Origin of the sequence: Bacillus sp. Xin1 (assembly GCF_013314535.1) — a bacterium.
Lineage (GTDB): Bacteria > Bacillota > Bacilli > Bacillales > Bacillaceae_G > Bacillus_A.
Genome location: NZ_JABUAE010000092.1, coordinates 1 through 4,638, shown reverse-complemented (window position 1 = coordinate 4,638; position 4,638 = coordinate 1). Strand labels below are relative to the sequence as shown.

The window sequence follows — 4,638 nt, the reverse complement described above, 5'->3', positions numbered from 1 at the left end:
ACTTAAAGAAAAACGACAATAGTAGCCGACGGCTACCAAAATAATATCCTTTTTAAACTGTTTTCCCTTAAAATACCCCATATATCATTCTCCTGCTCACACTTTTTCTACAGGTTATCTCAGTTTAGAAATCTTTGCAACAGAACCATTAATTAGTACTTTTATATTTTTTCAAAAATGGGTTCTTGTTATTGAAAAGCTTGGGTTCTATATCACAGATAAAAGGGTAACCAGTGCTAAAATAGCTGGCAGTCCTTGTTTCACAATAATTGATTTATTGGATGTGAAACCTCCGAAAATAGCTGCTACCACTACACAAATTACGAAAAATAATTGAATCATATAGCCAATTGGATTGAGCCCCAGTATAAGTCCCCAAATGAGACCAGCGGCTAGAAATCCATTATATAAACCTTGGTTTGCAAACATAATGGCTACGTTTCGATCTCCTTCTAAATGCTTCGGTAATTTGAAAGCGCATTTTGCCACTTTTGAATCAATAAAAAACATTTCAAGGATCATAATGAATAAATGTTCTAATGCTACGATCCCCACTAAAATAGCTGCGATTATTTCCACACCATTTTCTCCCCTCTACTCCCTAATATCAGTTTCATATTATTTCCATTGTGCAATTCTATCAACAGGGAGACGGTATGAAGCATATCCTTCGTCAGCTGCTTTACCGATAGATAGAAGCATAACTGGTACATAGCGCTCTTTTTCCAATCCGAAGGTTGCAGCGATATTTTTCTTGTCATAACCCCCGATTGGGTTTTTATCATATCCATGTGCACGTGCTGTCAGCATTAACTGCATGGAGACAAGTCCTGCGTCAATCAGAATAGTTTCGCGATTTTCTTGGACTGGAAGCTTTTCAAAATGTGCAGTCAATGCTTGTACTTGTCTGTCTTTTACCTCTTGCGGCATATATCCTAGCTCAACAGCTTTTGAATAAATTTCTTCTATATAGTCACCGTTGTCCATATCTGCAAAGACTGCTATCACGGCAGATGAAGTAGAAACTTGTGATTGATTAAATTTAGCGAGTTTTGCAAGCTTTTCTTTTCCCTCCAAGCTTTCGATAACAAGAAAGCGCCATGGTTGTGCGTTAACTGAGGATGGTGCTGTAGTAGCTTCCTTTAATATTTTGGCCATCTCTTCTTTGCTGATTTTGACTGTTGGATCATAATTACGTATGGATCGACGTCCTTTCATGATTTTCATAAAATCGTTTGTTTTTAATGTAGTTCCCATGTATAAACACTCCTCTATGCTTTAATATTCTCTACATTTATTTGCATCTGTGATAGAACATGAATAAGTACATTGCGTTCTTCTAAACTGACATTTACGAGCATTTCCTTCATAAAATGTTCCTTTTCTTTCTTACCAAAAAATTAATTGATATATCAATTAATGATACATCAACAATACACATCCCTCTTTTTAGTTTTGCAAGTTTTTTTGCTTAATTAGTTTTATTTTGTTCCATCAGCTTTAAATTAATTCACAACATCAGTTCGCATTTCTAGAAATCATAGTTATTTTAAGTTTATTCTGATAATCATATTTAGGGGTCACCATAAGGTTATCCGGCTAATTTACTTGTTATTTTTCTTAGCGTGGTTTTTTTCCGAAATGCTGGTGGTACTCCTAGTATGGCAAGGATTTAATTTATATAAAATTCATAATAATCAGTCTCTATTCTATCAATTTACTATATATTACATTTATGTTATTGTTATAAGGGCATTTTTTAAAACTTTCCCCTAATAAAGTTTTGAAAGAGTTGTCTCAGCATTCTCAATGTTGTAAATATGCCAAGAAAAGAGAATCCATTTGGGTTCTCTTTTCTTTTAAATTTGAGTTTTCAACCTCAAATTTAAGTATTGTAATTCTCTAAATCTCGATGTATTATATTTTTGTATTTTCTCACTTTCTTAAGCCGAGAAAACATCATTACTTCTGAAAGGACCCAAACTCCAGTGGGTTCTTTTTATTTACTTGAACTCATTTTCGAATCATTGTATTATATTTTCGGGTCTTACTTATATAAATCATTATCAGGAGAACCTACAAACCTGCAGGTTCTTTTTTTAGGTTCTGTTGCAAAGTTTTCTAAATGAGGATAAACTCTAGAAAAAAGGGTTCTGGTGCAAAAACACTTCACTACAACCATAGAACGGCAATATCCTGTTAACAGGGAGATTAAACAGCTAATCCAAACAATCTATGAATGAATTTAGCTTCATTTCGGGCAGATTTCATCCTTTGGTGAAGTTGCCCTTTTTTCATCATATGCATAGCTTCGATGCCACTTAAAATTAAAGTAGCTGTACGAAGTGACTTCAATCCTAACATAAAACGAACTCGCTTCTTGATAAAACGATGATCTTGTTCCACAATGTTATTCAAGTATTTCTGTTGTCTAAGTTGCATGCCGTCAGGTATGCTTTTCTCCTTTTTCAACTGTTTAATTGCTATAGGATAAGCCGGATTCTTATCCACCGTAATGACGCGAGGTTTAGAAACATGAAAAGACCACAAATGGTGTTAGCCCTGTCAAGTAGACAGCCATAAAAAAGACTAAGCAGCCATCAAGATTCGATATTCTATCGGAGCTCGGTGGTTGAGTCGTTTTTGGAATCGTTTATAGTTATAGAAGTAGATATATTCCTCAATTGCTTGTACTACTTCTTCTTCTGTTTTAAAATGGTGTAAATACAACATCTCCGATTTAAAATGGGAGAAAAATGACTCGATGCAGGCATTATCATGGCAGTTTCCTTTGCGAGAGTGGCTGCCGATGATACCCAAATCTGAAAGTCGTTTGTTGTAGACATGAGATGTGTACTGGAACCCTTGATCTGAATGGAGAATGGTTCCACGCACATCTCTTCTTTGTACCAAATTTTCAAGCGTATCTAATACGAGTTCATTGTCATTGCGTCTAGAGATTTTCCAAGAAACAATTTCATTATTATAAATGTCTTGCACGACAGAAAGATAGCGAAATCCATCTTGGATTCGTAAATACGTAATATCTGTAACGAGCGCTTCATTTTGTTTTCGATTTTTAAATTTACGGTTTAAAACATTCGGAAAAGTATTCGAATAATTCCCTTTAAAGAAGCGTCGCTTCTTACGAATAATAGATTGAATGTTGAGCTCACTCATTAATCGATAAACCTTTTTATGATTTACAAAGAAACCTTCCTCCTGTAAAGCTATTTTCATACGTGGATAGCCGTATTGTTTGTACTTCAGGTGGATAGATTGTATCACTTTTTTTAATTGTTGATCCGCTTCTGACCGTACATTTTTAGCTGTTTTCGCACGGATCCATTTATAATAACCCGCTCGATGTACACCTGCGAATTTAGTAAGCCAAGTGATCGGATATTTCATTTTTAACGATTCAATGATACGATATCGCTCCTTGTGCCTCAGTGCACCTCCATTTACAGATTTGGATAACGCTTTTTTAAATATGCAACCTGTGCCTTGTAGTAGTCTCTCTCTTCCTCCACACTGTTAAAATGGACACGTTTTCCTTTTAGTGGATTAGGAATACCTTGAGTTCCGCTATTTTTTCCACGAGTATCTGTAATATCACGCAATTCTTTATATTTTTTCACCCAATCCTTAAGTTGTGTAGAGCTCCTGATATTATATTGCTTAGCTATAGCTTGATAACTCCCTTCTCCATTTAAATAACTTTGAACAGCTGATAGTTTTAATCCATCTGAATACGTATTGAATGTTGTACCTTTTTTAACCACGAAAAATCCCCTCCAAGTAATAGTGTAACACCCATGTATGTACATGGTCTTTTTACACTGTCTACTTAAAGGGGATAATACCAATTCCGGTCCATATTGATGAACCCAACGCATAATCGTTGTGTGAGCCATCGATAAGCCACGCTCTTCCATCATTTCCACTACATTACGAAAACTCAAGTTGTACCGCAGGTACCATCTCACTGTTAACAAAATAATGTTTGGTTGATAATGCTTCCATTTGAACAAACTTTCCTTTTCCATACTAATCACGCACCCTTTCTAGAGTAATAGTATCAGTATGTCCAAGTTTTATAGATATATTGTTATTATCCTGAAGTTTTTGCACCAGAACCCGAATCGTTACCGTATACCAAGAAAAAAGAAACCTTACATCGTTGTAAAGGTTTCTTTTTTCTTGGCATGTTTGTAACAAGGAGAACAATTACTCTTTAAAATCTTTATTAGGGATAAAGATTTCAAAAAAGTTTAGCATATAATTATTTTTACATAAATAGTATATATAGTAAATTGATAATATGTAGACTTAATACTAATAATATTCAATATAAAAAGTTTTCACTATGTATATAGTGAAAACTTTTTTGCGGGTACGGGGTTTGACCGCATGCCCCTCAAGTTAATGATAGAGAAATGGGGTTCTGTTGCAAAGTTTGAAAAAAGCATAAACAGGTTGGTAAATGAGGAACAATGTTTAAGAAGTAGCTAGTAATTGTTGAAGTTCATTGTATGTTGAAAAGGCGGAGTCTCTTTGAAGACTTCGCCTTTGTTTATATAGGGCATGAATAGTCTCGATACCTTTTATCGTACGTGAAGCATGACGAAGATTTTA

At 34.8% G+C, this 4,638-nt stretch carries 3 protein-coding genes and 5 pseudogenes; all 8 read right to left on the bottom strand.

Annotation, left to right across the window (positions count from 1 at the left end; genetic code table 11):
- Positions 1-81: pseudogene (locus HRG09_RS27435) on the bottom strand (IS6 family transposase); the annotation flags it as partial.
- Between the two features lie 126 nt (positions 82-207).
- Positions 208-579 (bottom strand): DUF1304 domain-containing protein, encoded by a 372-nt coding sequence (locus HRG09_RS27430; protein ID WP_174103969.1) that lies wholly within the window; start codon positions 577-579, stop codon positions 208-210.
- A 39-nt stretch (positions 580-618) separates the two neighbouring features.
- Positions 619-1,257 (bottom strand): nitroreductase family protein, encoded by a 639-nt coding sequence (locus tag HRG09_RS27425; protein WP_174103968.1) that lies wholly within the window; start codon positions 1,255-1,257, stop codon positions 619-621.
- 14 nt (positions 1,258-1,271) lie between these two features.
- Positions 1,272-1,391: pseudogene (locus HRG09_RS29275) on the bottom strand (hypothetical protein); the annotation flags it as partial.
- Positions 1,392-2,211: 820 nt separating this feature from the next.
- Positions 2,212-2,550: pseudogene (locus HRG09_RS27420) on the bottom strand (DDE-type integrase/transposase/recombinase); the annotation flags it as partial.
- A gap of 39 nt (positions 2,551-2,589) precedes the next feature.
- Positions 2,590-3,785 (bottom strand): IS3 family transposase gene (locus HRG09_RS27415; protein WP_174103970.1). Its coding sequence is split into 2 segments (ribosomal slippage): positions 2,590-3,479 and positions 3,479-3,785, totalling 1,197 coding nucleotides; the frame shifts between segments, so codons are not numbered across the junction.
- Positions 3,786-3,866: 81 nt separating this feature from the next.
- Positions 3,867-4,049, bottom strand: a pseudogene (locus HRG09_RS27410) (IS6 family transposase); the annotation flags it as partial.
- A 451-nt stretch (positions 4,050-4,500) separates the two neighbouring features.
- A pseudogene (locus HRG09_RS29270) lies at positions 4,501-4,638 on the bottom strand (IS6 family transposase); the annotation flags it as partial.